The 25,761-nt window shown below is 65.5% G+C and carries 23 protein-coding genes; 11 read left to right on the forward strand and 12 right to left on the reverse strand.

Annotated features, from left to right (window positions below; all coding sequences use genetic code 11):
* Together xylB and dalD are read right to left on the reverse strand one after the other, a co-directional pair.
* On the reverse strand, positions 1 to 1,290 hold a 1,290-nt coding region (gene xylB / locus G3N58_RS28695), incomplete at its 3' end, for a xylulokinase (protein ID WP_206000875.1).
* Positions 1,291 to 1,451: 161 nt separating this feature from the next.
* A complete protein-coding gene (dalD, locus tag G3N58_RS28700; RefSeq protein ID WP_205989881.1) occupies positions 1,452 to 2,864 on the reverse strand; it encodes a D-arabinitol 4-dehydrogenase in 1,413 nt (470 codons plus the stop codon).
* A gap of 402 nt (positions 2,865 to 3,266) precedes the next feature.
* Here dalD and G3N58_RS28705 point away from each other — a divergent pair, with 402 nt between their 5' ends.
* The 7 genes from G3N58_RS28705 to G3N58_RS28735 all read left to right on the forward strand — a co-directional run bounded on the left by G3N58_RS28705 (position 3,267) and on the right by G3N58_RS28735 (position 11,364).
* Positions 3,267 to 4,244, forward strand: coding sequence for an AraC family transcriptional regulator (locus tag G3N58_RS28705; RefSeq protein WP_167040927.1), 978 nt, complete (start codon positions 3,267 to 3,269; stop codon positions 4,242 to 4,244).
* 175 nt (positions 4,245 to 4,419) lie between these two features.
* On the forward strand, positions 4,420 to 5,340 hold the full coding sequence (locus tag G3N58_RS28710; RefSeq protein ID WP_241017269.1) for a substrate-binding domain-containing protein: 921 nt from the start codon (positions 4,420 to 4,422) through the stop codon (positions 5,338 to 5,340).
* Positions 5,341 to 5,414: 74 nt separating this feature from the next.
* On the forward strand, positions 5,415 to 6,935 hold the full coding sequence (locus G3N58_RS28715) for a sugar ABC transporter ATP-binding protein (RefSeq protein WP_206000877.1): 1,521 nt from the start codon (positions 5,415 to 5,417) through the stop codon (positions 6,933 to 6,935).
* Positions 6,922 to 7,929 carry an ABC transporter permease gene (locus G3N58_RS28720; RefSeq protein ID WP_206000878.1) on the forward strand — a complete coding sequence of 336 codons (1,008 nt, stop codon included), beginning with the start codon at positions 6,922 to 6,924 and terminating at the stop codon, positions 7,927 to 7,929. The genes G3N58_RS28715 and G3N58_RS28720 overlap by 14 nt, the downstream gene beginning before the upstream one ends.
* Before the next feature lie 36 nt (positions 7,930 to 7,965).
* Positions 7,966 to 9,054 carry an alcohol dehydrogenase catalytic domain-containing protein gene (locus tag G3N58_RS28725; RefSeq protein WP_167040940.1) on the forward strand — a complete coding sequence of 363 codons (1,089 nt, stop codon included), beginning with the start codon at positions 7,966 to 7,968 and terminating at the stop codon, positions 9,052 to 9,054.
* A 31-nt stretch (positions 9,055 to 9,085) separates the two neighbouring features.
* A complete protein-coding gene (locus G3N58_RS28730; RefSeq protein ID WP_206000879.1) occupies positions 9,086 to 10,630 on the forward strand; it encodes an FGGY-family carbohydrate kinase in 1,545 nt (514 codons plus the stop codon).
* Positions 10,627 to 11,364, forward strand: coding sequence for an SDR family oxidoreductase (locus G3N58_RS28735; RefSeq protein WP_206000880.1), 738 nt, complete (start codon positions 10,627 to 10,629; stop codon positions 11,362 to 11,364). Before G3N58_RS28730 ends, G3N58_RS28735 begins: the two co-directional genes overlap by 4 nt.
* Before the next feature lie 46 nt (positions 11,365 to 11,410).
* Here the strand turns inward: G3N58_RS28735 and kynA are convergent, their stop codons facing one another.
* The 3 genes from kynA to kynB all read right to left on the reverse strand — a co-directional run bounded on the left by kynA (position 11,411) and on the right by kynB (position 14,409).
* A complete protein-coding gene (kynA, locus tag G3N58_RS28740) occupies positions 11,411 to 12,418 on the reverse strand; it encodes a tryptophan 2,3-dioxygenase (protein WP_206000881.1) in 1,008 nt (335 codons plus the stop codon).
* Positions 12,419 to 12,428: 10 nt separating this feature from the next.
* Entirely contained in the window at positions 12,429 to 13,679 is a 1,251-nt protein-coding gene (kynU, locus tag G3N58_RS28745) for a kynureninase (RefSeq protein ID WP_167283992.1), read from the reverse strand.
* Positions 13,680 to 13,770: 91 nt separating this feature from the next.
* Complete coding sequence (gene kynB / locus G3N58_RS28750) at positions 13,771 to 14,409, reverse strand: arylformamidase (protein WP_206000882.1); 639 nt, start codon at positions 14,407 to 14,409, stop codon at positions 13,771 to 13,773.
* Between the two features lie 130 nt (positions 14,410 to 14,539).
* Between kynB and G3N58_RS28755 the strand changes: the two genes are divergently transcribed.
* Positions 14,540 to 15,055, forward strand: coding sequence for an Lrp/AsnC family transcriptional regulator (locus G3N58_RS28755; RefSeq protein WP_167040960.1), 516 nt, complete (start codon positions 14,540 to 14,542; stop codon positions 15,053 to 15,055).
* A gap of 39 nt (positions 15,056 to 15,094) precedes the next feature.
* Here the strand turns inward: G3N58_RS28755 and G3N58_RS28760 are convergent, their stop codons facing one another.
* Positions 15,095 to 15,604, reverse strand: a complete 510-nt coding sequence (locus G3N58_RS28760; RefSeq protein ID WP_205989887.1) for a flavin reductase family protein — start codon at positions 15,602 to 15,604, stop codon at positions 15,095 to 15,097.
* A gap of 501 nt (positions 15,605 to 16,105) precedes the next feature.
* On the opposite strand from G3N58_RS28760, the gene msrA reads away from it, so the two are divergent.
* On the forward strand, positions 16,106 to 16,645 hold the full coding sequence (gene msrA, locus G3N58_RS28765) for a peptide-methionine (S)-S-oxide reductase MsrA (protein ID WP_167040966.1): 540 nt from the start codon (positions 16,106 to 16,108) through the stop codon (positions 16,643 to 16,645).
* A 129-nt stretch (positions 16,646 to 16,774) separates the two neighbouring features.
* Here the strand turns inward: msrA and G3N58_RS28770 are convergent, their stop codons facing one another.
* From G3N58_RS28770 to pdxH, 3 genes are all read right to left on the reverse strand, one after another.
* On the reverse strand, positions 16,775 to 18,292 hold the full coding sequence (locus G3N58_RS28770; RefSeq protein WP_206000883.1) for a DUF72 domain-containing protein: 1,518 nt from the start codon (positions 18,290 to 18,292) through the stop codon (positions 16,775 to 16,777).
* 86 nt (positions 18,293 to 18,378) lie between these two features.
* Positions 18,379 to 19,593 carry a cyclopropane-fatty-acyl-phospholipid synthase family protein gene (locus G3N58_RS28775; protein WP_167040972.1) on the reverse strand — a complete coding sequence of 405 codons (1,215 nt, stop codon included), beginning with the start codon at positions 19,591 to 19,593 and terminating at the stop codon, positions 18,379 to 18,381.
* A 139-nt stretch (positions 19,594 to 19,732) separates the two neighbouring features.
* Positions 19,733 to 20,374 (reverse strand): pyridoxamine 5'-phosphate oxidase, encoded by a 642-nt coding sequence (gene pdxH / locus G3N58_RS28780; protein ID WP_167283995.1) that lies wholly within the window; start codon positions 20,372 to 20,374, stop codon positions 19,733 to 19,735.
* A 328-nt stretch (positions 20,375 to 20,702) separates the two neighbouring features.
* Here pdxH and tcdA point away from each other — a divergent pair, with 328 nt between their 5' ends.
* Entirely contained in the window at positions 20,703 to 21,572 is an 870-nt protein-coding gene (gene tcdA, locus G3N58_RS28785) for a tRNA cyclic N6-threonylcarbamoyladenosine(37) synthase TcdA (protein WP_167283996.1), read from the forward strand.
* 110 nt (positions 21,573 to 21,682) lie between these two features.
* Here the strand turns inward: tcdA and trxA are convergent, their stop codons facing one another.
* On the reverse strand, positions 21,683 to 22,531 hold the full coding sequence (gene trxA, locus G3N58_RS28790; RefSeq protein WP_167283997.1) for a thioredoxin: 849 nt from the start codon (positions 22,529 to 22,531) through the stop codon (positions 21,683 to 21,685).
* A 222-nt stretch (positions 22,532 to 22,753) separates the two neighbouring features.
* A complete protein-coding gene (locus tag G3N58_RS28795; RefSeq protein ID WP_167040984.1) occupies positions 22,754 to 23,629 on the reverse strand; it encodes a pirin family protein in 876 nt (291 codons plus the stop codon).
* A gap of 183 nt (positions 23,630 to 23,812) precedes the next feature.
* Between G3N58_RS28795 and G3N58_RS28800 the strand changes: the two genes are divergently transcribed.
* Entirely contained in the window at positions 23,813 to 24,694 is an 882-nt protein-coding gene (locus G3N58_RS28800; protein ID WP_167040986.1) for an EamA family transporter, read from the forward strand.
* A gap of 132 nt (positions 24,695 to 24,826) precedes the next feature.
* Here the strand turns inward: G3N58_RS28800 and G3N58_RS28805 are convergent.
* Positions 24,827 to 25,761 (reverse strand): N-acetylmuramoyl-L-alanine amidase (locus G3N58_RS28805; protein ID WP_206000884.1); only part of this gene is annotated, 935 nt, incomplete at its 5' end.

Raw genomic sequence — 25,761 nt, forward strand, 5'->3', positions numbered from 1 at the left:
GGTCTCGCCGCCGCCGTGCTTGACCGTGGCGGTGTCGAGCGCGTCGGCGAGCAGCTGGGCCCAGTAGTCGCTGCGCGCGCCGCCGCCGAGCAGCGACAGCACCTTCGCCTCGGTGCCGGCCGCGCGCAGCGCGTCGAGGCCGTCGGTCAGCGCGAGCGTCACGCCTTCGAGCACCGCATAGCCGAGCAGCGCGCGGTCGGTCGCGTGGGTCATGCCGAAGAACACGCCTTGCGCGTAGGGGTCGTTATGTGGCGTGCGCTCGCCCGACAGATACGGCAGGAACAGTGGCGCGGTGGCGAGCGCCTCGGCGGGCAGCGCCTCGATTTCGGCGAGCAGCGTCGGTTCGTCGGTCGAGGTGAGCTTGCAGACCCAGCGCAGACAGCTCGCCGCCGACAGCACCACGCTCATCTGATGCCAGCGGTCCGGAATCGCGTGGCAGAACGCATGCACGGCGGACGCCGGATTCGGCCGGAAGCTGTCGCCGACCACGCACAGCACGCCCGAGGTGCCGAGCGAGACGAAGCCGTCGCCCGGTTGCGTCGCGCCGATGCCGATCGCGCTCGTCGCGTTGTCGCCGCCGCCGGCCGCGACGATCACGCCCTCGTTTGGGGCGTCGCTCAGGCCGAATTCGCGTGCCACTTCGGGCCGCAGCGTGCCCGACGGCGCGCTGCCTTCGGCGAGGCCCGGCATCTGCGCGCGCGTCATGTTGCAGGCCGCGAGCAGCGAGTCGGACCAGTCGCGCTTCGCGACATCGAGCCACAAGGTGCCGGCCGCATCCGATGGATCGGACACCTTGCCGCCCGTCAGTTGCAGACGCAGGTAATCCTTCGGCAGCAGCACGCAGGCGGTTTTAGCGAAGATTTCGGGCTCGTGGCGCGCGACCCACAGCAGCTTCGGCGCGGTGAAACCGGGCATCGCGAGATTGCCCGCGACGCTGTGCAACTCGGGCGCGCGCTCGGTCAGTTCCGCGCATTCCTTGTCGCTGCGCATGTCGTTCCAGAGAATCGCGGGACGCAGCACGTTGTCCTGCGCATCGAGCAGCACCGCGCCGTGCATCTGGCCCGACAGGCCGATGCCGCGAATCTGCGCGAATTCGTCGGGATGGCGCGCGCGCAATGCCCCGAGCGCCGCGCGCGTGCCGGCCCACCAGTCCGCGGGATTCTGCTCGGCCCAGCGCTGATGCGGACGCGAAACCGTAAACGGGGAGCCTGCGGTGCCGATCACGCGTCCATCGGACGCAAGCAGCAGAACTTTCACTTCGGACGTGCCGAGATCGATGCCGAGGTACATGGGCGCGAAACCTGAGTCGTTGGGGATGCGCTACTTTAGCCGCACATCGCGCGCGCTGTCATGGGCATTAAGCCTGGCAGCGCGTGCGTCGGGGTCGGCGCGGAAGCGTGTGCGCGGCCTCGTGCGGGCCGCGCTGCGCTCATGCAGCATTCAGGCCACTTTCATGCCGCGCCGCGTTTCGCGAGCCACGCGTCGACCCGCGCGAGCGCACCCGCGAGCGCCGCTTCGAGTTCGGGCGTCTGCGCCATGCGGCCCCACAGCAGCCGGTCGGCGGCGAATGCGCGTAGCGGATCGGCGGCCGTGAAGAAGCCGTGCGCGACGCTCTCGTCCATCACGCCGTCCTGATACGCGTAGGGCAGCTTGCCCGTGTGCCAGCGTTCGAGAAAGCGGAAGAACAGCGCGGGCAGCACCGCGGTCGCGGCCGGCGTGACGCCGCGCGCGAAGCACCCGGCGAGCGTCGGCGCGATGAAGCCGGGCAGCTTCGAGAAACCGTCGGCGGCAACGCGCTGGTTCGTGTCGAGAATGTGCGGATTGCTGAAGCGTTCGAGCACGACGTCGCGATAACGCGCGAGATCGAGCGGACTCGGCGTGAGACACGGAATCACGTCCTCGGTCACGTAGTCGTAGGCGAACTGGTGAATGTCGGCGTCGAGCGTGCCTTCATGGATGTAGTTCAGGCCGACCAGCGTGCCCGCCCACGCAATGCAGCTATGCGGCGCGTTGAGAATGCGGATCTTCGCTTCCTCGTACGGCAGCACCGAATCGACGAGTTCCGCGCCGACCTTCTCCCAGGCGGGCCGCCCCGCGATGAAGCGGTCCTCGATCACCCACTGGATAAACGCCTCGCCCATCACGGGGCTTGCGTCGTCGACGCCGGTCGCGGCCAGCACGCGTTCGCGCACGTCGGGTGTTGGGCGCGGCGTGATGCGATCGACCATCGAGCACGGGCACGAGGTGTGGCCGTCGAACCATTGCGCGAGTTCGGTCGCGCCGCGCCGTGCGAGAAACTCGCTCATGCCTGCATGAAAGCGCTCGCCGTTGCTGCGCAGGTTGTCGCAGGTTTGCAGCGTGACGGGGCCCGCGCCGCGCTTCATGCGCGCGTCGAGAATCGCCGCGAGCGCGCCGTAGATCGTCGTGTGGCCGCCCGCGAGGTCGGCGGCGAGATCGGGGTTCGCGGTGTCGAGCCGGTCGTGTTCGTCGAGGTAATAGCCGCCTTCGGTCACGGTGAACGCGATGATCCTGCAGGCCGGATCGGCACCGGCTTCGATGAGCCCGCCGAGGCTTTCGCTCCACGGCAGCACGCGCTCGATCGAGCGGATCGTCTCGTAGGCGCGCTCGCCGTGCGGCGTGACGGTTTCGAGCGTATAGACGCCGTTCTGCGCGGCGAGCGCGTCGAGCACCGCGTTCATGTCGCCGCGAATATTGCCGACCGCGAGCGACCAGCGCGGCTCGTCCGGTAGCCTGGCTTCGTTGAGCCGATGCAGATACCACGCCTGATGCGCGCGATGAAACGATCCCGCGCCGATGTGCAGGATCACGTGTGCGGCCGCGCCGCTGCCTTGCCCGCTGTTCATGTATGTCTCCGGTTCCATGCAAGATGGATGCTCGACGCCTTGTCCGCGGCGCTCGGTGCGCGCGTTTCGTGCATAGGGAGCATTTGCTCTATGTGTGAGCGAATGATCGTACCGGGCGAAACGAAAGTCAAGGCGAGGGCGACGGGTTTTCGTGGCGCAGCGCGGCATGGCATGCCGTGCGTTCGTTCATGACCGCATCGCCGGCTGGAAAAAACCGCTGCGCCATCGCTATTGCATTGCATCAAATTTGACTTTTTGGGCCTCGGGGCTAACCCGAATGCAAAAAAGTATCGGTCTGCGGTTTCTTTTCAAGTGGTCGCCCGTGCGTTTGGCGGGTACTTTTCGCTATACAAGATCAAGATCGGCGGTGCCTCGAATGGGCCGCTCTCATGGAGGCAGACAGTGCAACCTGATCTAGAGGTCGTGGCCGTCCGTCGCGACGAATCGTTCAAGGCGTGGTCGCATGGCTATCCGTATCGCACGGTGCGCTGGCACTTTCACCCCGAATACGAGATTCATCTGATCGTCGAGACGACCGGCAAGATGTTCGTCGGCGATCACATCAGCAGCTTCGCGCCGGGCAATCTCGTGCTGATGGGCCCGAACCTGCCGCACAACTGGGTCAGCGACGTGCCCGAGGGCGAGAGCGTCGCGCAGCGCAATCTGGTCGTGCAGTTCGGCCAGGAATTCGTGTCGAACTGTCTCGAGAGCTTTCCGGAGTGGCGCCAGGTCGAGGCGCTGCTTGCCGAGGCGCGCCGCGGCCTGTCGTACGGCCCGCAGACCTCGGCGCAGATCAAGCCGCTCTTTCTCGAACTGCTCGCCGCGCGCGGCCTGCGCCGGCTCGTGCTGTTCATGTCGATGCTCGAGATCCTGATGAACGCGCAGGACCGCGAGACGCTCGCGAGCCCTGCTTATCAGGCCGATCCGACCAGCTTCGCGGCGACCCGTATCAACCATGTGCTCGCGTATATCGGCAAGAACCTCGCGAACGAGTTACGCGAATCGGAACTCGCGCAGCTCGCGGGCCAGAGCGTCAGCGCGTTTTCGCGCTATTTCCGCCGCCATACCGGGCTGCCGTTCGTGCAGTACGTGAACCGCATGCGCATCAATCTCGCGTGCCAGTTATTGACCGACGACGAACTGAGCGTGACCGACATCTGCTTCAAGGCGGGCTTCAATAATCTGTCGAATTTCAACCGGCAGTTTCTCGCGGTGAAGGGCATGGCGCCGTCGACGTTTCGCCGCTATCAGCAACTGAACGACGCGAGCCGCGATGCCTCCGAGGAAGCGGCCGCGTGCGGCCGGGGTATCGACAACGCGCCGGCGATCGTGCTTGCGCCGGGCCTGCCGAAAAACGGCACCGCGTATCCGCTCACCTAGTCAATTTATCTAGTCCGTTTATGTAGTCCGCTGTTTTAGTCCACCTGTTTTTCAACACGCGTCGCGCTGTGCGAACCCACAGCGCGCAGGACGTGCTCACTTCAAAAAAATGGAGACAACCATGAAGCAAGCTGCTTTTCAGTCGAAATCCCAGTCGAAATCGTTGCCGTCGTCGATGACCTTTGCACGCCGCGTCGCGGCGCTCGCAGTCGGCCTCTCGCTCGTTGCGATGTCGGCCGCGCAGACCGCGCAGGCCGCGCCGCTCAAGATCGGCATGACGTTCCAGGAACTGAATAACCCGTACTTCGTGACGATGCAGAAGGCACTGAACGATGCGGCCGCGTCGATCGGCGCGACCGTGGTCGTGACCGACGCGCATCACGACGTGAGCAAGCAGGTCAGCGACGTCGAGGACATGCTGCAGAAGAAGATCGACATCCTGCTCGTCAATCCGACCGACTCGACCGGCATCCAGTCGGCCGTGACCTCGGCGAAGAAAGCGGGCGTCGTGGTTGTCGCGGTCGATGCCAATGCGAACGGTCCGGTCGATTCGTTCGTCGGCTCGAAGAACTACGACGCGGGCCTGATGGCGTGCGATTACCTCGCGAAGTCGATCGGCGGCAGCGGCGAAGTGGCGATTCTCGACGGCATTCCCGTCGTGCCGATTCTCGAACGCGTGCGCGGCTGCAAGGCGGCACTCGCGAAGTCGCCCGGCGTGAAGCTCGTCGATACGCAGAACGGCAAGCAGGAACGCGCGACCGCGTTGACCGTGACCGAGAACATGATTCAGGCGCATCCGAATCTGAAGGGCGTGTTCAGCGTCAACGACGGCGGCGCGATGGGCTCGCTCTCGGCGATCGAATCGTCGGGCAAGGACATCAAGCTGACCAGCGTCGATGGCGCGCCCGAAGCGATTGCCGCGATCCAGAAGCCGAATTCGAAATTCGTCGCGACGTCCGCGCAATTCCCGGCCGATCAGGTGCGCATCGCGCTCGGCATCGCGCTCGCGAGAAAGTGGGGCGCCAATGTGCCGAAGACGATTCCGGTCGACGTGAAGCTGATCGACAAGAGCAACGCGAAGGGTTTCAGCTGGTAATTCAGCTGGTAATGCAGGCCGCAGCCGCCGCGCGCGAGCATCATGCGCGGCGGCGCGCGGCAGAGGAACACGCGATGGACACGATTCTCAAGCTCGACAACATCAGCAAAAGCTTTCCTGGCGTGAAGGCGCTGCAAGGCATTCACCTCGAGATCGCGCGCGGCGAGATTCATGCGCTGCTCGGCGAGAACGGCGCGGGCAAATCGACGCTGATGAAAATTCTGTGCGGCATTTATCAGCCCGACGAAGGCACGATCACGATCGACGGCACGGCGCGCCACTTCGCGAACTATCACGACGCGGTGGCCACCGGTGTCGGTATCGTGTTTCAGGAGTTCAGCCTGATTCCGTATCTGAATGCGGTCGAGAACATCTTTCTCGGCCGCGAAATGCGGACCCGCTTCGGCATGCTCGAACGCGGCAGGATGCGCCGCGCGGCCGCGCAGATTTTCGCGCGGCTCGGCGTCGCGATCGATCTGTCGGTGCCGATTCGCGAACTGTCGGTCGCGCAGCAGCAGTTCGTCGAAATCGGCAAGGCCCTGTCGCTCGAGGCGCGCATCCTGATTCTCGACGAACCGACCGCGACGCTGACACCCGCCGAAGCCGCGCATCTGTTCACGATCATGCGCGAACTGAAGCAGCAGGGCGTGGCGATGATCTTCATCTCGCACCACCTCGAAGAGATTTTCGAAGTGTGCGACCGCATCACGGTGCTGCGCGACGGCCAGTACGTCGGCATGACCGAGGTCGCGCAATCGGACGTGAGCCGTCTCGTGCAGATGATGGTGGGGCGCCGCATCGAGAGCAGCTTTCCACCGAAGCCGCCGCCGCGCGCCGATGCGAAGATCGTGCTCGACGTCGTGCGCCTGCAGTTGCTGAAAGACAGCCCGGTGCTGAGTTTCTCGCTGCGCGAGGGCGAGATACTCGGCTTCGCGGGACTGGTCGGCTCGGGGCGCACCGAGACCGCGCTCGCGGTGATCGGCGCGGACCCGGCCTACGTGAAGGAGATTCGCGTGAACGGCGCGGCCGCGAAGCTCGCCGATCCGGCCGATGCGTTGCGCGCGGGTGTCGGCATCCTGCCCGAAAGCCGCAAGACCGAAGGGCTCATCACCGACTTCTCGATCAGGCAGAACATCTCGATCAACAACCTCGGCAAGTACCGCTCGCTGCGTTTCTTTATCGACCAGCGCAGCGAGGCGCGCGCGACCGCCGACATCATGAAGCGCGTCGGCGTGAAGGCGCCGACCATGCACACCGAAGTCGCGACGCTCTCGGGCGGCAATCAGCAGAAGGTCGTGATCGCGCGCTGGCTCAATCACCACACCAACATCCTGATCTTCGACGAACCGACGCGCGGCATCGACGTCGGCGCAAAGGCCGAAATCTATCTGCTGATGCGCGAACTGACCGCGCGCGGCTACTCGATCATCATGATCTCGTCCGAACTGCCGGAGATCGTCGGCATGTGCGACCGCGTCGCCGTGTTCCGGCAGGGGCGCATCGAAGCCATGCTCGAAGGCGATTCGATCGACTCGAATGCCGTGATGACCTACGCGACCGCCGGTTCGCTTGGAGCTGCTCATGAACACGCCTAATCCTTCTTCTTCGCCCGAGACCTCGACCGTTGCGGGCAATACGCCGGGCGCACCCGCGCGCTTCAGCTGGGCCGCGCTGAAACGCTCGACGCTGTTCTATCCGTTCGTCGGCCTGCTGGTGGTCTGCATCGTCATGGTGTTCGCGAGCGACAGCTTCCTCTCCGCCGCGAACATCGAGAACGTGCTGCGCCAGGTGTCGATTAACGCGATCATCGCGGTCGGCATGACCTGCGTGATCCTGACGGGCGGCATCGATCTGTCGGTCGGCTCGGTGATGGCGCTCTCCGGCACGCTCGCGGCCGGTCTTATGGTGGCCGGCATGAACGCGGTGGCCGCGCTCGTGGTGGGTCTCGCCGTCGGTCTCGGCTTCGGCGCGGCCAACGGCTTCTTCGTCGCGTTCGCAGGCATGCCGCCGATCATCGTCACGCTCGCGACGATGGGTATCGCGCGCGGCCTCGCGTTGATCTACACGGGCGGCTATCCGATCGACGGCCTGCCCGACTGGGTCAGCTTCTTCGGCAGCGGCAAGGTTCTCGGCATCCAGGCACCGGTCGTCATCATGGCCGTGATCTACGTGATCGCATGGGTGCTGCTCGAACGCATGCCGTTCGGCCGCTACGTCTATGCGATCGGCGGCAACGAGCAGGCGACGCGGCTCTCGGGCGTGCGCGTCGCGCGCGTCAAGCTGTTCGTCTACACGATCGCCGGCCTGACGTCGGCGTTCGCCTCGATCGTGCTGACCGCGCGTTTGATGAGCGGCCAGCCGAACGCGGGCGTCGGCTTCGAACTCGACGCGATCGCCGCCGTCGTGATGGGCGGCACGTCGATCTCGGGCGGACGCGGCTCGATTATCGGCACGCTGATCGGCGCGCTTTTACTCGGCGTCCTGAACAACGGCCTGAACATGGTCGGCGTGAATCCGTACGTACAGAACGTGATCAAGGGCGGAATCATTCTGCTCGCGATCTATATCAGCCGCGACCGCAGAAAGTAACGCTTCCTTTTCCCCACTTTTTCGCAGGACCATGCAATGACGACTCAATCCGACAAGCCGAACATGACCGCCATCGTCTGTCATGCACCGAAAGACTATCGCGTCGAACAGGTACGGAAGCCGCGTGCTGGCGCGCACGAACTCGTGATTCGCATCGCCGCGTGCGGCATCTGCGCGAGCGACTGCAAGTGCCACTCGGGCGCGAAGATGTTCTGGGGCGGCCCGAGCCCGTGGGTCAAGGCGCCGGTGATTCCGGGCCACGAATTCTTCGGCTATGTCGAAGAACTCGGCGAAGGCGCGGCCGAGCATTTTGGTGTGCAAAAGGGCGAGCGCGTGATCGCCGAGCAGATCGTGCCGTGCGGCAAGTGCCGCTATTGCAAATCCGGCCAGTACTGGATGTGCGAAGTGCACAACATCTTCGGCTTTCAGCGCGAGGTCGCGGACGGCGGCATGGCCGAGTACATGCGTATTCCGCCGACCGCGATCGTCCACAAGATTCCCGACGGCATCTCGCTCGAAGACGCCGCGATCATCGAGCCGCTGGCCTGCGCGATTCACACGGTCAATCGCGGCGACGTGCAGCTCGACGACGTGGTCGTGATCGCGGGCGCGGGGCCGCTCGGTTTGATGATGACCCAGGTCGCGCATTTGAAGACGCCGAAAAAGCTCGTCGTGATCGATCTCGTCGAAGAGCGGCTGGCGTTGGCGCGCGAATACGGCGCGGACGTGACGATCAATCCGAAGAAAGACGACGCGCTTGCGATCATCCATTCGCTCACTGACGGATACGGCTGCGACGTCTATATTGAAACGACCGGCGCGCCGATCGGCGTGAATCAGGGCATGGACCTGATCCGCAAGCTTGGGCGTTTCGTCGAATTTTCGGTGTTCGGTGCCGACACGACACTCGACTGGTCGGTGATCGGCGATCGCAAGGAGCTCGACGTGCGCGGCGCGCATCTCGGGCCGTACTGCTATCCGATCGCGATCGATCTGCTCGCGCGCGGGCTCGTGACGTCGAAGGGCATCGTCACGCATGGCTTCTCGCTCGAAGAATGGGACGAGGCGATCAAGATCGCGAACTCGCTCGATTCGATCAAGGTGCTGCTGAAGCCGCGCGCCTGAGCGTGGCGCGCGGCCCATCAACGGAGACTCTATGAACTACGTCATCGGCGTCGATATCGGCACGCAGAGCACGAAGGCGCTGCTCGTCGACGAGCACGGCGCGATCGTCGCGCAGCATGCGTCGGGCTATCAGCCCGACACGCCGAAACCGTTGTGGGCCGAGCAGTGGCCCGCGGTGTGGCTGAAGGCGGTGGTCGAATGCGTGGCCGCCTGCGTGAGCGAGGCGAAGGCGGCCGGCGTCGCCGCGAGTTCGATCAAGGCGCTGTGCGTGAGCAGCCTGTACGGCGGCTCGGGCATTCCCGTCGACAGCGACATGCGGCCGCTTGCGCCCTGCCTGATCTGGATGGACCGGCGCGCGACCGCACAGGTCGACTGGGTGCGCGAGAACGTCGATCTCGACCGGCTCTACACGATCACCGGCAATGGCGTGGATAGCTACTACGGCTACACGAAGATGCTGTGGCTGCGCGAAAACGAGCCGGACGTATGGGCGCATACGCGCTATTTCCTGCCGCCGAATGCTTACGTGATTTATCTGCTGACCGGCGAGGTCGCGGTCGATCACAGTTCGGCCGGCAATATCGGCGGCGTCTACGACATGGCGCGGCGCGACTGGTCGGACGAAGCGCTCGACATGCTCGGCATTCCCGCGACGATGATGCCGGATCGCCTCGTCGAATCGTCGGACGTGGTGGGCGGACTGCTGTCCCAATGGACCGCGCAGCTCGGGCTCGAAGCGGGCACGCCGATCGTCGCGGGCGGCGTGGATGCGGCCATGGCGACGTTCGCCGCCGGCGTCACGCGCGCGGGGCAGCACGTCGCGATGATCGGCACGAGCATGTGCTGGGGCTATATCAACCAGCAGGTCGACGCGCGGCACGGATTGGTCAGCATGCCGCATGTTTTCAACGGCCAGCAGGATCTCTATGTATTCGGCGGCGCGATCACGGCGGGTGCGTCGGTCGCGTGGTATCGCGAGCAGTTCTGTCATGCGGAGATCGAGGCCGCGCGCGCGACGCCGCATGGCGATCCGCACCGGCTGCTCGAAGAAGCCGCCGCGCAGGTGCCGGCCGGCGCCGACGGCGTGCTGTTCCTGCCGTATCTGATGGGCGAGCGCAGCCCGGTGTGGGATGCGAAAGCGAGCGGCGCGTTCGTCGGACTGTCGCTCTTTCATACGCGCGCGCATCTGTATCGCGCGGTGCTCGAAGGCGTGTCGTTCGCGCTGAAGCACAACATCGAGGCGGGACGCAAAGGCGCGCAATCGCTCGACGACAAACTGATCGTGGTCGGCGGCGCCGCGCATTCGGACCTGTGGATGCAGATCATCGCCGACATCACCGGCTATCCGGTCTACACGATCGAGCAGGACGTCGAAGCCGCGATGGGCGCCGCGCGGCTCGCGGCGGTCGGCGTGGGCCTCGTGTCGCGCGAAGCGGCGCAGGGCGGCTGGGTCACGCTGATCGAGCGCGCGCAGCCCGACGCGCGGCGCATGGCGTTATATCAGCAGCGCTTCGGCGTGTACGTAGACCTCTATCCGGTCTTGAAGCCGGTCATGCATCGCTTGCAATCATCATGAACGCTACTTTCGATTTTTCCGGCCGCTCGATTCTCGTGACGGGCGCATCGAGCGGCATCGGCCGCGCCACGGTCGAAGCCTTGTGCGCGAGCGGCGCGTCGGTTGTCGCGGCGGCGCGCAACGTCGGCGAACTCGCGCGGCTTGCCGAGGAAACCGGTTGCGAGCCTCTCGCGCTCGACGTCGGCGACGAAGCCGCGATCGAGGACGCCTTCGCCTCGCTCGAACCGTTCGACGGTCTTGTGAATTGCGCGGGCATCGCGTTGCTCGAACGCGCGGTGGATACTACGGCCGCGAGCTTCGATCGCGTGATGGCCGTTAATACGCGCGGTGCGGTGCTGGTCGCGAAGCACGTCGCGCGCGCGATGCTCGCGGCGCAGCGCGCGGGCAGCATCGTCAACGTATCGAGCCAGGCTGCGCTCGTCGCGCTTGAGGATCATCTGAGCTATTCGGCCTCGAAGGCCGCACTCGATGCGGCGACGCGCGCGCTGTGCGTCGAGCTGGGGCCGAGCGGGATTCGCGTGAACAGCGTGAACCCCACGGTCACGCTGACGCCGATGGCGGTGCTGGCCTGGAGCGATCCCGCCAAACGCGATCCGGCCTTGCAGGCGATCCCGCTGCGGCGCTTTGCCGAATCCGCCGAAGTCGCCGCGCCGATCCTGTTTCTGTTGAGCGAGGCGGCGTCGATGATCAGCGGCGTATGCCTGCCGATCGACGGCGGCTATACGGCGCGGTGAAGGCTGCGCGCAGGGCTTGCCGGAGCCGCCGGAACGAGCGGTCGGGTTAGAGCATCGTGCGCACGTGCCACAGTTCAGGGAACAGCACGACGTCGAGCATCTTGCGCAGATACGACGCGCCGCTCGTGCCGCCCGTGCCCTGCTTGAAGCCGATGATGCGCTCGACCGTCGTGACGTGCCGGAAGCGCCACTGACGGAACGCGTCTTCGAGATCGACGAGTTCTTCGGCCATCTCGTACAGATCCCAATGCTCGGACGGATTGCGATAGACCTCGAACCATGCGGCCTCGACCGAGGCATCGTGCACGGTGGGCTGGGTCCAGTCGCGTTCGAGCCGCGCGGGCGAGATCGCGAAGCCGCGGCGCGCGAGCAGCCGCACGACTTCGTCGTAGAACGACGGCGTTTCGAGCGCGGCCTTCACCTCGGCGTGGATGTCGGGGCGATGCGCGTGCGGCTTCAGCATCTGCTCGTTCTTGTTGCCGAGCAGGAATTCGATCTGCCGGTACTGGTACGACTGGAAGCCCGACGAGCTGCCGAGATAAGGGCGCATGGCCGTGTACTCGGACGGCGTCATCGTCGCGAGAACGTTCCAGGCCTGCACGAGCTGCTCCATGATCCGCGACACGCGCGCGAGCATCTTGAAGGCGGGCGGCAATTCGTCGCGATGCACGGCCTTCAATGCCGCGCGCAGTTCGTAGAGCGCGAGCTTCATCCACAGTTCGCTGGTCTGGTGCTGGATGATGAACAGCATCTCGTTGTGATCCGGCGACAACGGATGCTGCGCGTCGAGCACCTTGCCGAGCGACAGATAGTCGCCGTAGCTCATCGATTCCGAGAAATCGAACTGCGCGTCGTGCCAGCCGGTGTCGGCGGAATGCGTGGCAGAGGCGGTGGATGTGGTGGCGGTGGTGGATGTGGAACCCGCGCCCGCCGCAGCGGAGCCCGCCGAACTCGCGGCGGGCGTGCCGGTTGCGCCCGTCTTCCCATGGCCGAACGGACAGCCTTGCGCGGGCGACTCTTCGGGCAAGCCCGGCGTGTGCATGTGATCGGTCATTCCATGATCCTCAGGTAACGGCGCCGCGCGCGGCGAATTCCGGCGCCCGCCAGGTTTCATGCACGAGTATGTCGCGCAGCGTCTCGACGGCGTCCCAGACGTCGACGAAGCGCGTGTACAGCGGCGTGAAGCCGAAGCGCAGCACATACGGCTCGCGATAGTCGCCGATCACGCCGCGCGCGATCAGCGCCTGCATCACCTCATAGCCGTGCGGATGTTCGAAGCTCGCATGCGAGCCGCGCCGCGCGTGTTCGCGCGGCGTGACGAGTTCGAGCGGAAACTCGCCGCAACGGGTCTCCACCAGTTCGATGAACAGATCGGTCAGCGCGAGCGACTTCTTGCGGATCGCCTGCATGTCGGTTTGCAGGAACACGTCGAGTCCGCATTCGACGAGCGCCATCGAGACGATCGGCTGCGTGCCGCACAGATAGCGGCCCACGCCGTCATCCGGCCGATACGTGGGGCTCATCTCGAACGGCGCGCGATGCCCCCACCAGCCCGAGAGCGGCTGCGCGAATGCGTTCTGGTGGCGCTGCGGCACCCACACGAAGGCAGGCGAACCGGGGCCGCCGTTCAGGTACTTGTAGGTGCAGCCGACCGCGTAGTCGGCGCCGACGCCGTTCAGATCGACCGGCACCGCACCCGCCGAATGCGCGAGGTCCCACAGCGCGAGGGCGCCCCGGTCGTGAATCAGTCTCGTCAGCGCGGCCATGTCGTGCATGTAGCCGGTGCGGTAGTTCACGTGAGTAATCATCGCGATCGCGGTGTCGTCGCCGATCGCGGCGGGCAGCTCGGACGGATCGTCGACGAGGCGCAGCTCATAGCCGCGATCGAGCTGCTCGATGAGCCCCTGCGCGATGTACAGGTCGCTCGGGAAATTCGAGCGCTCGGAGACGATCACGCGGCGCCGCGGATCGCGCGCATCGGCGACCCGCAGCGCGGCCGACAGCAGCTTGAACAGGTTGATCGAAATCGTGTCGGTAACGACCACCTCGTCGCTCGCCGCGCCGATCAGCGGCGCGAGCTTGTTGCCGAGCCGGCGCGGCAGCGCGAACCAGCCGGCGTTGTTCCAGCTGCGGATCAGCCCCTCGGTCCATTGCGCGCCGATCACGGTCTGCGCGTGTTGCGCGGCCGCGGCCGGCGGCACGCCGAGCGAATTGCCGTCGAGATAGATGGTGGCCGGCGACAGCGCAAACTGGTCGCGCAGCATGGCGAGGGGATCGGCGCTATCGAGTGCCACGGCTTCGTCACGATGGTTCATGGTGGTCCGTTGGTTCCGGGCGGGAGGGTTCGTCGGTTGATAGGTCGTGTAGCTGGCCGTGTAGCCGGTCGTGTCGCGGGTTCGGCGTGCCTCAGCGCGAGCCGGGCAGCGCGCGCAGCACCGCACGCACCGGGCTCGCGTCGAGCGTGGTCAGTTTGAGCGGCAGCGCGATCAGCTCGTAGTCGCCGGGTTCGACCGCGTCGAGCACGATGCCTTCGAGAATCGCCATGCGATGCGCGCGAATCCGCTGGTGCGCGTCCATCGTCTTCGATTCCTGCGGATCGAGCGACGGCGTGTCGATGCCGATCAGCTTGACGCCGCGTGCGGCAAGCAGATCGACGGTATCGGGTGCGACCGCGCAGAACGCGCTGTCCCAGGCGGCGGTCGGCGCGCTTCTGTAAGTGCGCAGTAAGACTCGCGGCGGCAGATCGTCGAGCGAGCCGGTCAGGTGTTGTGGCGTCACAACAGGCGATGCGCCGATGCAATCCATCACTCTGCATAAACCGAGATACGCGTCGAGCGGCACGTTGCCGATCGCGGCGCCCTCGGCGTCGTAGTGCAGCGGCGCGTCGGTGTGGGCGCCGGTGTGCGGCGACAGCGTGAGCCGCGCGACGTTGACGGGCGAGCCCGCTTCCATGCGCCACACACGCTCGATGCCGACCGGCGTGTCGCCCGGCCAGACGGGCGTGGCGGTATCGACGGCGGGGCTGATGTCCCAGAGTGTTGGCATGACCGTTTCTGTGGCGGGTGACGATCTTTAAATGATAGTGGTCAAGCCGCGAAATGTGATTGCGAAAAAATCTCCTTCTTAGCCGTGTCTTGGAACATAATTTGAGTCAAACGGGAAAGGGAGACCGAATATGAACGCGATCTCGCTCGACGCCACCGATTGCCGTATCTTGACGGTGCTTCAGCAGGAAGGACGGATCAGCAATCTCGACCTGGCGGAGCGCATCTCGCTCTCGCCGTCGGCGTGTCTGCGGCGCCTGCGTCTGCTCGAGGAGCAGGGCGTCATCGAACATTACCGGGCGTGCCTGAATCGCGAGGTGCTCGGTTTCGAACTGGAGGCGTTCGTGCAGGTGTCGATGCGCAACGACCAGGAAAACTGGCACGAGCGTTTCGCCGAGGCCGTGCGCGACTGGCCCGAAGTGGTCGGCGCGTTCGTCGTGACGGGCGAGACCCATTACCTGCTGCGGGTGCTCGCGCACAACCTCAAGCACTATTCGGATTTCGTGCTGCAGCGTCTGTACAAGGCGCCGGGCGTGATGGACATCCGCTCGAACATCGTGCTGGAGACGCTCAAGGAAGATTCGGGCGTGCCGGTTTCGCTCGTGAAAAAGAACAGCGGGCATAGCGCTGCGCACAACGAGCGCTGAGCGGGCAGGGGCGCCGCGCGGTGCGCGCGGCGGGACATTTCAAAGCAATTTGAGGCCGTGGAACTGACCGCTCTGGAACACGAGCGGCAGGATTTCGGCGGCGTTTTCGTGCACGCCGCAGCGCTCCACTTCGCCCACGAAAATCACGTGGTCGCCTTCCTCGTAGCGGCTGCGGTTATGGCATTCGAACCAGGCGAGCGCGCCGTCGAGCACCGGCATGCCGCTGTCGCCCGCCGCGTGCGACACGCCTTCGAAGCGGTCGCCCTTCACGGTCGCGAAGCGCTTGCACAGATCGAGCTGCGACGCGGCCAGCACGTTGACCACGTAGTGGCTATTGGCGCGAAACACCGGCATCGAGGCCGAACGCGTCGCGAGACTCCATAGCACGAGCGGCGGATCGAGCGAAACCGAATTGAACGAACTGGCCGTGATGCCGATCAACTGGCCCGACGCGGCGCGCGTCGTGATGACGGTGACGCCGGTCGCAAACTGGCCGAGCGCCTGCTTGAACGCGGCCTGGTCGAAGTTGGGTGGGCTGGCGCGCTTCATTCGGGCAGAACCCCCGGCACGCGCCGTGTGAAAGCCTGACTGACGCGCAGGCCGGTGCGGCTGGAAGCGAATGATTCGAAAGTCATGGTGAAAATCGTCGATTTGCGCCAATTTTAACTGCAATCGCCGCGTGCGCCGTGCCGCGGATGCCGGCGGGTCGTCAAACCGGCGCGTACTCGAGTAAAAACGCGCACCGGGGTTCGTTGCCGGGCATCCTGGCGAGACGATCGTCGGAGCCGTCGAAAAGCTTGTCGTTCGTCAAGGATTGCTGTGAACGTGGCGCAGACTTGTCCCCCTGACGAGCGCCGGCGTTCCTATACTCGATAAATGGCACGATTGCATGGCGGCCGGCGCGGACCGGGTGCGCAAATCAGGCGTGCGAGCGGCGTCGCGCTTCGGCTGGCTTTTACGCGGCGTTTTCGGCCCTATATACCGGACTCGGCGGCGGCGAAAACGCCGGCCACCGGTCCATTTTTCCGTATCTGATCTGGGGTGAACGTTATGAACGAGACGGCAACGCTCGGTGGCGGGTGTTTCTGGTGCCTCGAAGCGGTGTATCTGGGCGTCGAAGGCGTCAACGCGGTCGAGTCGGGCTATGCGGGCGGTCACACGCGCCAGCCGAGCTACGAGCAGGTGTGCGACGGCGAGACCGGCCACGCGGAAGTGGTCAAGGTCGACTTCGATCCCGCGAAGATCAGCTATCGCGAGATTCTCGACATCTTCTTCGCGATCCACGATCCGACGCAGTTGAACCGGCAGGGCAACGACGTCGGCACGCAGTACCGCTCGGCGATCTTCACCCATTCCGATGCGCAGCGCGAAACCGCGCTGCAGGCGATTCGCGAGATCGGCGAGGAGCGCATTTACGACGGCAAGATCGTCACCCAGGTGGTGCCGCTCGACGGCAACTACTGGCCCGCCGAGGCGTATCACCAGAACTATTTCGCGCAGCATCCGAATCAGGGCTATTGCTCGTTCGTGGTGGCGCCGAAGGTCGCGAAATTCCGGCAGAAGTTCGCGCATCGGATCAAGGCGGGGTGATTGGGGGAGCGGAGTCTGGGGCCGTGGTGGGCGTTACGGAGCCGCACGGAGCTTCAGTTCTTCCGTCTGCAGCGCGAATGAACGGAGTTCGTTCACACGGAGCCACGGCGGTGGCACGCGTGAAATCGTTCAACTCCGCGCGTCGCCGGCTTCGCCTTCGCTTGCGCCCCGTGCGGGTTGCGCCGGCGCTTCGTCTCCATCCACCTCACGCGCCCGCGCGAGACGCGCGCAGGCCTCGACGATCTCCGCCGCCAGCTTCACGCAACTGAGCGGCGCCGATCCTTCCGCCTTGTTGTTGACCGCGATCACGACCGGCTGGCCGGCCAGCGCATAACGCGCGGCCAGTTCGGCGAGCGACGCGCGCGTCGCCGGGTCTTCGTCGACGAGCCGGTTGAACGGCTCGTACTTCGCCTTCGCCTGCTCGTATTTGAAGCCGCCATGCAGACTCCAGCGCACGATCAGCGGACCGGCCGGCTCGCCGTCGAGCAGCGCGAGTGCGGCGGCCTGACGCAGTGGGTCGGGCATGCGCGCATGAATGCCGACGCAATAGCGCACGCCCGCCGCCTTCAGCATGCGGATGAAGCGCGGCGTGAGCAGACTCGCGTCGCGAATTTCGACCGCGTAGCAGCTGCCGTCGGGCAGTCCCGGCAGCGCGTTGAAAAATTCCGCGAGGCGCTCGATAAATACCGCCGGCTGTGCGAGCATCGAGTCCGGCAGCGGCGAGAACTGGAACACGAGCGCGCCGGCCTTGGCGCCGAGTCCCGCGAGACAGGGCGTGACGAAGTCGTCGATCGCCATCTGTGCGTTCAGGAAGCACGGGTTCAGCGACACCGGCTCGCCGCGCTCGGCACGCACGGTGGCGTCGGTGATCGTCATCGGCGCCTTGACGATGAAGCGGAAGTGCTCGGGTACCTGCTGCGCATAGCGCAGGTATTCGGTGACCGCGAGCGCCTGGTAGAACGAGCGGTCGATGCTGACCGTCTTCAGCAGCGGATGCGCGCCGTAGGCGCTCAAGCCTTCGCGCGAGAGCTTGCTGTTGCTGTAGTCGTCGCCGTAGACGATGCCGCTCCAGCCCGGAAACGACCACGTCGACGTGCCGAGGTGGACTTGCGGCGGCAATTGCGCCGCGAGCGCGAGCAGTTCGGGTGAGGGCGGTGCGGCGAGGACGTCGCGGCTGCGGCGTTTTTTCGGGGTGTCGGCGGGAGCGGGCGGGGTGTTTGAGGTGTCCGGTGCGTCTGCCGTACCAGCCGCGGCGGCCGTGGCGGCGGGGTTGTCGGGCGTGTCGTCTTCCCACAGCGAGGCGGCGCTGGTTGGCGTACGCTGGGCGCGCCGGGGTTGGGCGGTGGACACTGCTGGGCTGGCGGGTGCCGCTATGGCTATGGACGAGCCGGCGACGAGTGAGGCGGCATCGGCATCGATGCCGGTGTTGTCGAGCGAGGCTGCGGGCGCGGCATCTTCAGCCGCGGCGGTACGCGTCAGCCTGGCGCCACGCACGCCGCCTTTCTGCACCGGCAATACTGCAGCCTGCGGTTCATCCACCGGCATCCCGAACAGATCGAACTGCGCGGCTTCGCGAGCCGCATCGTCCGGCTTGCCGTCGTTGCCGCTCAACGGCTTTTCAACTTCGTTCGTCCCGCTCTGGTCCATCAATATCCGGCCTGCTGTTCAGGTTGCGCCGCGGCGTCTCACTTCACGCTTCATGCCCGCCGCGGCGCCCACCGGTCACGGCCGGGTCACAGCGGTTTTTCGTACATGTAGCGGCGCGACCACGGCAGGTTTTTCGCGCTGCGGCCGGCTTTACGGCACACCACCTGGAAGATCGACACGTCGTCGTTTTCGAATGCATACGCGCAGCCGGCCAGATACACGCGCCAGATGCGGAATTTCTCGTCGTCGACGAGCTTGCGGGCTTCGTCCGCATGCGCTTCGAAATTCTCCGCCCACAGATCGAGCGTGTGCGCATAGTGACGGCGCAGGCTTTCGACGTCAACCGGTTCGAGGCCGCCGCGCTGCATCGATTCGAGCGCGAGGCTGATGTGCGGCAGTTCGCCGTTCGGGAACACGTAGCGGTCGATGAACTCGCCGCCGCCCAGCGAGGTCTCGCCGCTGTCGGCGTCGCTCGACGTGATGCCGTGGTTCATCGCGATGCCGTCGTCGGCCAGCAGGTCGCGCATCTTCTCGAAGTAGCCCGGCAGATTCTTGTGGCCGACGTGCTCGAACATGCCGACGCTCGTGATGCGATCGAACTGCCCCTGGACATCGCGATAGTCCTGCAGGCGAATCTCGATCTGGTTTTCGAGGCCGGCCGCTTTCACGCGTGCGGTGGCGAGGTCGAACTGGTTTTGCGAGAGCGTCACGCCCACGCATTTCGCGCCGAACTTCTGCGCCGCGCGCAGCACGAGCGCGCCCCAGCCGCAGCCGATATCGAGCAGACGCTGGCCGGGCTGCAACTGGATTTTGGTCAGAATGTGATCTATTTTCTTCAGCTGCGCGGTCGCGAGGTCTTCGGTGCCGGTCTCGAAGTACGCGCACGAGTAGACCATGTTCTCGTCGAGCCACAGCTTGTAGAACTCGTTCGAGACGTCGTAGTGATACTGGATCGCTTTCCTGTCCGACGCCTTCGAGTGATTGAAGTAGCGCCGCACGCGCGCGAGCTTGCTCGCGTTGGTGACGGTGCTGCGCGCGAGTTCATAGCCGATATTGATGATGTCCGACAGCTTGCCCTCGATGTCGATCTTGCCCTTCACGTACGCCTCGCCGAGATTGTCGAGGCTCGGTTCGAGCAGATAGGGCAGCGCGGTCGCGCTCTTGACGTGCAGCGTGACCTGGGGCGCGGCGAACCGCCCGAAGTCATGCTGCTGACCGTCCCACAGCACGAGGCGTGCAGGCAGATTCGCTTTGGTTTTGACGTCTTCAACCCACTGCGCCAGCTTTTTCTCCCAGAACATGTGATCTCTCCGTGTTCGTTGATTTAAAGCAAAGCTTGTGTGGATCGCGATAGGGCACGGCGCATTCCGCGGGCCGCGCAACGCAATCCGGCCGGCGCGCGTCGCCACGCAAGCGGCGCCGCCGGCATCATTCGTCGGATCAGGGCGACAGGCGGGCGATCTGCCAGCTACCGCTTGCGTCCGCGCGCGTATAGAGCAGACGATCGTGCAGACGCGAAGGCCGCCCCTGCCAGAATTCGATCGCCTCGGGCACCAGACGGTACCCACCCCAGTGCGGCGGCCGCGGAGGATTGTCGCCATATTGCAGGCTGATTTCGCGTTCACGTACTTCGAGCTGCGAACGGCTTTCAATCACCTGACTCTGATTCGAGGCCCACGCGCCGATGCGCGAGCCGAGCGGACGCGACGCGAAATAGGCGTCGCTGTCTGCCGCGTCCGTTTTGACGACGCGGCCCTCGATGCGCACCTGGCGCTCGAGTTCGATCCAGTGAAACAGCAGGCTCGCGTAAGGGTTCGCGCTCAGCTCGCGGCCCTTGCGGCTCTCGTAATTGGTGAAGAACACGAAGCCTCGCTCGTCGACACCCTTGATCAGCACGATGCGTGCCGATGGCCGGCCGCGCGGGTCGACCGTTGCCAGCGTCATGGCATTCGGCTCGGGCAGTTGGGCGTCGATCGCCTGCTGGAACCACGCGTCGAATTGACGGAACGGATCGTGGTCGACGTCGGCGACGTCCAGAGAGCCCAGCGAATAATTTTTTCGAAGCTCGGCGAGTGAGATCATGTTCTTATGCGAACGCTTACAGTCAGGCAAGTATAGCTAAGGCGCCAATTTTTTGCGCGCGAGCGGACGAGCGTGTCAGGCGCCGCATGTCCTGCCTGCGCGAGCGGTTGCGCGAGGCGCGGGCCGGCCGTGTTTCGTTGCTCGCGTGACCTCTTCGTATAACCCCTTCGTATAACCCCTTCGCATGACCCGTTCGGGGAGCGGGACGTCACGCGAAACTTCGGGCAAGGCGTTGAGGCAAAATACGGGCTGCGCGCGCGTCGGCTTCACGAACGCGAAGCCGCTTTCCGTTCCGCCTGTGTATGCCTTGTATTCGAGCCCCGTCATCATGTTCAGCACCACCGCGCAATCCGATCTTACTACCAGCCTCGATGCGAATGAAACCGCCGACCGCGCGCGCCGCTTCGGCGGCATCGCGCGTCTGTACGGCGCCGACGCGCTCGCCGCGTTCGAGGGCGCCCACGTCGCGGTGATCGGCATCGGCGGCGTGGGTTCGTGGGTTGCCGAGGCGCTGGCGCGCAGCGCGCTCGGCACGCTGACGCTGATCGATCTCGACAACGTCGCCGAGAGCAACACGAACCGGCAGATCCATGCGCTCGACGGCAACTACGGCAAACCGAAGGTCGAGGCGATGGCCGAGCGCATCGCGGCGATCAATCCGTATTGCGACGTGCGGCTCGTCGAAGACTTCGTGGAGCCAGACAACTTCGCGGCGACGCTCGGCGGCGGCTTCGACTACGTGATCGACGCGATCGACAGCGTGCGCACGAAGACCGCGCTGATCGCGTGGTGCGTCGAGCGCCAGCAGGCGTTGATTACGGTCGGCGGCGCGGGCGGCCAGCTCGATCCGACGCGTATCCGCATCGACGATCTCGCGCTGACGATCCAGGACCCGTTGCTGTCGAAGGTGCGCGGCCAGTTGCGCAAACAGCATGGCTTTCCGCGCGGGCCGAAGGCGAAGTTCAAGGTGAGCGCGGTGTATTCGGACGAGCCGCTGATCTATCCGGAAGCGGCCGTTTGCGATATCGACGAGGAAGCCGGGCACGTGAGCACGTCGCCGGGTCACACGGGGCCGGTCGGTCTGAATTGCGCGGGGTTTGGGTCGAGCGTGTGCGTGACCGCGAGCTTCGGGTTTGCGGCGGCGGCGCATGTGCTGCGCGAGTTGGCGAAGCAGGCGAGGGCGCGGGCGGCTATTTGAGCGCTGCGGTTTGATGGAAAGCGATGAAGGCCGATGCAGTACGGACCGGCGCGGTTGCGGCGTTCACCGCAACCGCGCCGGTCATCGGGCACTCGTCAGTCGCGCGCTAATCAGTACAACGACGCGCTGAGCTTGCGCCGCCATTGCGACACCAGCTCCGGCTGATGCGCGGCCAGATCGAATACCGACAGCATCGTCTTGCGGCCGACGTCGTCGCGGAACGTGCGGTCGCGCTGCACGATCGCGAGCAGATGTTCGAGCGCCTGCGCGTATTTGCGGTGCGCGATAAACGCATTCGCGAGATCGAAGCGCGCTTCGAGATCGTCGGGATTGCCGGCGACGCGCGCTTCGAGCGCATCGGTGGGCGGCAGGTCCGCGGCGGCATCGACCGCGTCGAGCCGCGTCTTGATCGCGTTGAAGCGCGCGTCGATGCCCTGGGTCGTTTTCGGCGACAGCAGATCGACTTCGTTGCGCGCTTCGTCGATGCGGTTGTCTTCGAGCAGCAGCTCGATGCGGTCCATGCGCGCGTCGTCGAAACCGGGGTCGTACGCGAGCGCCGCTTGCAGCAGATCGTAGGCGTCTTCGCGGCGGCCTTCGGCGAGTGCGCTCTGCGCTTCGATGCGCGCGGCCGGCGCGCCTTGCGGCACGAGCCGCTCGATGAACTCGCGCAACTGTCCTTCCGGCAGCACGCCGACGAACTGATCGACCGGCTGGCCGTCGGCGAATGCGATCACGTGCGGAATGCTGCGCACCTGGAAGTGCGCGGCCAGTTCGTGGTTCTCGTCCACGTTGACCTTCACGAGCTTCCATTTGCCGGCTGCCTCGGCTTCGAGCTTTTCCAGTAGCGGGCCGAGACTCTTGCAGGGGCCGCACCACGGCGCCCAGAAATCGACCAGCACGGGGGCCAGGGTCGACGCTGCGAGAACGTCCTGTTCGAAAGTGGCGAGAGTGGTGTCCATTGCGTCCTCGTCGATAAAAACGGTTTGTGGCTAGGTGGGGCCGATGCGGGCGAATTCAATGCGGGCCTGCATGGCGACGACGCGCCACGCGAGACTGTGCAGGTTTGCGCGGGCTAGTGGTGTGTGCAGGGCGCCTGCCGGTGCCGCGCTGTGGCCCGCGCGCATGGGTGCATTGGCGCATCGGCCTATCGGTGTATCGGTGTATCGGCGCCCCGCCTTGTTTCACTTATGCGCCGGCAGCGGAATCCATTCGGTTTCGCCGGGCACCTGGCCCATTTCCTGATTCGTCCACGCGAGCTTGGCGGCCTCGATCTTCTCTCGCGAACTCGCGACGAAATTCCACTCGATAAAGCGTTCGCCTTCGAGCTTCTCGCCGCCGAGCAGCATTACGCGCGCGCCGTGCGTGCTCGCGAGCGTGACCGTTTCATCGAGCGCGAGCACCGCCATCTGGCCCACTTCGAGCGGCGTGCCGTCGATTTCGAGGTCGCCTTCGACCAGATACACGCCGCGCTCCTCGTGCTCGGGTTCGAGCGCGAACGCGCTGCCCGGCGTGAAGTCGGCGGCCACGTACAGCGTGCCCGAGAACGTCGCGACCGGCGAGACCGCGCCGAACGCGTTGCCCGCGATCACGCGCAGCGTCACGCCGTTGCGCTCGACGACCGGCAGCGTTGCGGCCGCGTGGTGCGCGAACGACGGCTCGATCTCTTCGTCCGCGAGCGGTAGCGCGACCCAGGTCTGGATGCCGTGCATCGTCTGGCCGCGCGCGCGGTCTTCGGCCGGCGTGCGCTCCGAGTGGACGATGCCGCGGCCCGCCGTCATCCAGTTGACGTCGCCGGGCACGATCTTCTGCTCGGAGCCGAGGCTGTCGCGATGCATGATCGCGCCGTCGAACAGATACGTGACGGTCGCGAGACCGATATGCGGATGCGGGCGTATGTCGAGACCGCTGCCGGGTTCGAGGGTCGCGGGACCCATGTGATCGAAGAAGATGAACGGGCCGACGAGGCGCGCCGCCATCGCCGGCAGCACGCGCCGCACGGCCAGATTGCCGATGTCGCGCAAATGCGGTTTGAGGATGGCTTTGATCGAGGAAGTCATGAGCGGTCTCGACGCAGGAGTGGAAGAAGGGGTTGAACCGATGATTCTACTGCGCGCCGCGCATGGCCGACATGACGACGCGCGCCGCGCCGTCACGCATGCGGGCGAGGCGCGCGATCCCGCCGCGCCGCGCGGTGCGGCTCCGCTAAACTGCCGGATCGAACCATCATGTTGGAGACGCGGATGTCGCCTAGGGACTTGCTGCTTGCGCTGATCGTCGTGATCGCATGGGGCGTCAATTTCGTCGTCATCAAGGTGGGCCTGCATGGCGTGCCGCCGATGCTGCTCGGCGCGCTGCGCTTCACGCTTGCGGCGGTGCCGGCGGTGTTTTTCGTCAGGCGGCCGCAGATGCCGTGGCGCTGGCTGTTCGCCTACGGCGCGACGATCTCGTTCGGGCAGTTTGCGTTCCTGTTCTCGGCGATGTATGTCGGCATGCCGGCCGGGCTCGCCTCGCTGGTGCTGCAGGCGCAGGCGTTCTTCACGCTGATCTTCGCGGCGCTGTTTCTGCACGAACGCCTGCGTCTGCCGAACGTCGCGGGCCTGCTGATCGCGGCTGCGGGTCTCGCGGTCATCGGCCTGCAAGGCGGGCACGCGATGTCGCTCGCCGGTTTCGTGCTGACGCTGTGCGCGGCGGGCATGTGGGCGCTCGGCAACATCGTCACGAAGAAGGTCGGCAAGGTCGATCTGGTCGGGCTCGTCGTGTGGGGCAGCCTGATTCCGCCGCTGCCGTTTTTCGCGGCCTCGTTCGTGTTCGAGGGGCCGCGCGAAATCGCCGCCGCGCTGAGCGGCATCAGCGCGTTGTCGATCTTCGCGATCGTCTATCTCGCGTTTATCGCGACGTTGATCGGCTACGGGTTGTGGAGCCGCCTGCTGTCGCGCTATCCCGCGAGCCAGGTCGCGCCTTTTTCGCTGCTGGTGCCGATCGTCGGGCTGGCCTCGGCGTCGTTGCTGCTTGGCGAGCAACTCTCGGCGATCCAGGTGGCCGGTGCGCTGCTCGTGATGGCGGGGCTCGCGGTGAACGTGTTCGGCGGCTGGGTCGCGCAGCGCCTGATGCCGGCGCGGTGAGTGTCGGTGCGAGCGGTATGGCGTGGCGCAGGCGGCGCACCGCGGTTTTCGGGCGAGCAATAAAAAACGGCCTTATGGCCGTTTTTTATTGCATCGTGCGTGACACCGGATAGCACGCCCTCGCGCGCATCGTTACGTCATGCGACTCTTGGCGAGCGGCGGATTCGCCGCGAAATAGCGCTTGATGCCGCTCAGGATCGCGTTGGCCATCCTGTCGCGATAGGCGTCGTCGTTCAGGCGCCGCTCTTCGTCCGGGTTACTGATGAACGCGGTCTCGACGAGGATCGACGGAATGTCCGGCGCTTTCAGCACCGCGAAGCCGGCCTGCTCGACCGAGCCCTTGTGCAGCTTGTTGATGTCGCCGATTTCCTTCAGCACGAAATTGCCGTAACGCATCGAGTCGCGAATCTGCGCGGTGGTCGACATATCGAACAGCGCGCGGTTCACGGTCGCATCGGCCGATTTGACGTTGATGCCGCCGATCGAGTCCGACGAGTTTTCCTTGTTCGCCATCCAGCGCGCGGCCGCGCTCGACGCGCCATGCTCCGATAGCGCGAATACCGACGAGCCCTTCGCCTCGGGCGTCGTGAACGCATCGGCGTGGATCGACACGAACAGGTCCGCGCCGACGCGGCGCGCCTTCTGCACACGTACGTTGAGCGGCACGAAGAAGTCGGCGTCGCGCGTCATCATCGAGCGCATGTTCGGCTGCGCGTCGATCTTTGCGCGCAGCTTCTTCGCGATGTCGAGCGCGATGTGCTTCTCGTACGTGCCCGCGCCGCCGATCGCGCCAGGGTCCTCGCCGCCGTGACCCGGGTCGATCGCGACCGTGAGCAGGCGCACGGTGTTGCTGCGGCCCGATTTCGGCGTGCTGAACGCGTAGGTGTCGTCGCTGCCGCCAAGGGTGTCGTTATCGTTGCCGAGGCCGTGGGCGGCGCTGCTGCCGTTGGTGTTGCCCCCCTTGTTGCGGGCGAGCGCGGTGGGCGGTGCGGAAGGCGCGGCCGGCGTTGCCTGCCGGCCGGCGATAACCGGCGCGGACGGCGGCGTCGCGCCATGCGCGGGCGGAT

Origin of the sequence: Paraburkholderia sp. Ac-20342, assembly GCF_017104985.1 — a bacterium.
GTDB lineage: Bacteria > Pseudomonadota > Gammaproteobacteria > Burkholderiales > Burkholderiaceae > Paraburkholderia.

Bases quoted from the DNA above. Each gene is read 5' to 3' on its own strand.
- G3N58_RS28735 (WP_206000880.1), top strand. From the start codon at position 10,627: ATGAACGCTACTTTCGATTTTTCCGGCCGCTCGATTCTCGTGACGGGC.
- G3N58_RS28725 (WP_167040940.1), top strand. From the start codon at position 7,966: ATGACGACTCAATCCGACAAGCCGAACATGACCGCCATCGTCTGTCAT.
- G3N58_RS28710 (WP_241017269.1), top strand. From the start codon at position 4,420: ATGACCTTTGCACGCCGCGTCGCGGCGCTCGCAGTCGGCCTCTCGCTC.
- kynA (WP_206000881.1), bottom strand. From the start codon at position 12,418: ATGACCGATCACATGCACACGCCGGGCTTGCCCGAAGAGTCGCCCGCG.
- G3N58_RS28800 (WP_167040986.1), top strand. From the start codon at position 23,813: ATGTCGCCTAGGGACTTGCTGCTTGCGCTGATCGTCGTGATCGCATGG.
- G3N58_RS28770 (WP_206000883.1), bottom strand. From the start codon at position 18,292: ATGGACCAGAGCGGGACGAACGAAGTTGAAAAGCCGTTGAGCGGCAAC.
- kynU (WP_167283992.1), bottom strand. From the start codon at position 13,679: ATGAACCATCGTGACGAAGCCGTGGCACTCGATAGCGCCGATCCCCTC.
- G3N58_RS28755 (WP_167040960.1), top strand. From the start codon at position 14,540: ATGAACGCGATCTCGCTCGACGCCACCGATTGCCGTATCTTGACGGTG.
- G3N58_RS28795 (WP_167040984.1), bottom strand. From the start codon at position 23,629: ATGACTTCCTCGATCAAAGCCATCCTCAAACCGCATTTGCGCGACATC.
- dalD (WP_205989881.1), bottom strand. From the start codon at position 2,864: ATGAACAGCGGGCAAGGCAGCGGCGCGGCCGCACACGTGATCCTGCAC.
- pdxH (WP_167283995.1), bottom strand. From the start codon at position 20,374: ATGATCTCACTCGCCGAGCTTCGAAAAAATTATTCGCTGGGCTCTCTG.
- G3N58_RS28775 (WP_167040972.1), bottom strand. From the start codon at position 19,593: ATGTTCTGGGAGAAAAAGCTGGCGCAGTGGGTTGAAGACGTCAAAACC.
- G3N58_RS28760 (WP_205989887.1), bottom strand. From the start codon at position 15,604: ATGAAGCGCGCCAGCCCACCCAACTTCGACCAGGCCGCGTTCAAGCAG.
- tcdA (WP_167283996.1), top strand. From the start codon at position 20,703: ATGTTCAGCACCACCGCGCAATCCGATCTTACTACCAGCCTCGATGCG.
- msrA (WP_167040966.1), top strand. From the start codon at position 16,106: ATGAACGAGACGGCAACGCTCGGTGGCGGGTGTTTCTGGTGCCTCGAA.
- G3N58_RS28715 (WP_206000877.1), top strand. From the start codon at position 5,415: ATGGACACGATTCTCAAGCTCGACAACATCAGCAAAAGCTTTCCTGGC.
- kynB (WP_206000882.1), bottom strand. From the start codon at position 14,409: ATGCCAACACTCTGGGACATCAGCCCCGCCGTCGATACCGCCACGCCC.
- trxA (WP_167283997.1), bottom strand. From the start codon at position 22,531: ATGGACACCACTCTCGCCACTTTCGAACAGGACGTTCTCGCAGCGTCG.
- G3N58_RS28730 (WP_206000879.1), top strand. From the start codon at position 9,086: ATGAACTACGTCATCGGCGTCGATATCGGCACGCAGAGCACGAAGGCG.
- G3N58_RS28720 (WP_206000878.1), top strand. From the start codon at position 6,922: ATGAACACGCCTAATCCTTCTTCTTCGCCCGAGACCTCGACCGTTGCG.